This window comes from Streptomyces sp. NPDC020996, from assembly GCF_040641355.1.
Lineage (GTDB): Bacteria > Actinomycetota > Actinomycetes > Streptomycetales > Streptomycetaceae > Streptomyces.
Window position 1 is genome coordinate 1 of sequence record NZ_JBFADM010000158.1, and the last position, 1,158, is coordinate 1,158.

2 protein-coding genes are annotated in these 1,158 nt (G+C 66.6%); both read left to right on the forward strand.

Going from position 1 to position 1,158, the window contains the following annotated elements:
* The first annotated feature begins 127 nt into the window (after nucleotides 1-127).
* Nucleotides 128-454, forward strand: coding sequence for a helix-turn-helix transcriptional regulator (locus AB0G63_RS39140; RefSeq protein ID WP_355356608.1), 327 nt, complete (start codon nucleotides 128-130; stop codon nucleotides 452-454).
* Nucleotides 451-1,044, forward strand: a complete 594-nt coding sequence (locus AB0G63_RS39145) for a hypothetical protein (RefSeq protein ID WP_360760687.1) — start codon at nucleotides 451-453, stop codon at nucleotides 1,042-1,044. Before AB0G63_RS39140 ends, AB0G63_RS39145 begins: the two co-directional genes overlap by 4 nt.
* Nucleotides 1,045-1,158: the final 114 nt, after the last annotated feature.

The following is a 1,158-nucleotide window of genomic DNA, read 5'->3' on the forward strand; positions in this document are numbered from 1 at the left end:
CCGAGTACGAACGCGACTGGTGGCGACAACAGGAAGCCGTCTCGCAGTCCGCCTGAAACAAGATCACCGGACTCTACGAAACTCGGGTCAGCTCAAACCGACTGGGCGACGACTGGGACGTGATCTCGTGATCAAGAAGATGGGCTACCAGTGGCAACTTCGGCAGCTGATGGCCGAGCGCCAGATGTTCCAGACCTCCGACCTGGTCCCCTTGCTTGCAGAACGCGGTGTCACCCTGTCACGCGAGCAGGTCTACCGGCTGGTGACCCAGCCGCCGCAGCGCATGAGCATGGACACCCTCGTCGCGCTCTGCGACATCCTGCAGTGCACCCCTAACGACCTGATCAAGCCCGAAGTCGTCAACGTCCAGCTCCGCAAGACTGCCGACGGGGACGCCGGCCCGCTGCCGGACAAGCCCCGCCGCACCGTGATCCGCCGCCCAGGGCAGTCGTGAAACCAGCCGCAATACGCCGGCAGCGCGAGCTCGCTCAGGCCCGCGCCCGCCTGATCGCCTACCTTCAGCGGGTGGCAGGCCCTGCGCTGACAACCGAGGACGCCCAGGCGGCCTTGGAGAAGGCGAAGGCATGGAATCCCGCTCAGGCACGGGCCCTGGACGACTACTTCACCGAGCACCTCAACGCGCTCACGGAGCCATCACCGCACAGCCCGGTTCAGGTCGTCCGGCTCCTGCAGCACCTCGAAGCCACCGGGCACGGCGACGCCGTCACTCAGCTGGCCTGCGCACGCTGCCACCGCACCGGCCTTCGCCTTTCCCGGATCACTCCGGAAGGCCGCTGCTGCGACTGGTGCGTCGCGCGGACGGAGCTTCGGCCCTGCGCACGCTGCGGCCAGAACGGCCTCATCGTCGCCCAGCGCGAGGACGGGCCTGTCTGCCGCCGCTGTTACCGCACGGACCCGTTGTTCCTGAAGGACTGCGCCGACTGCGGCCGCAAGCGCCCGCCCGCCCTCCGTCGCGAAGACGGCACGTTTCTTTGCTCGCGCTGCTACCCGAAGCCGGAACACGAGTGTGAAGCTTCCCCTTGATCGTGGACACTTGGAGACCGGGACCTGAGGTTCCAGAGGAAGTAGCACCAGGTGGGAAGCAAGTACACGAAGCGGTACACCGAGGAGTTCAAACGTGACGCCATCGCGCTCGTC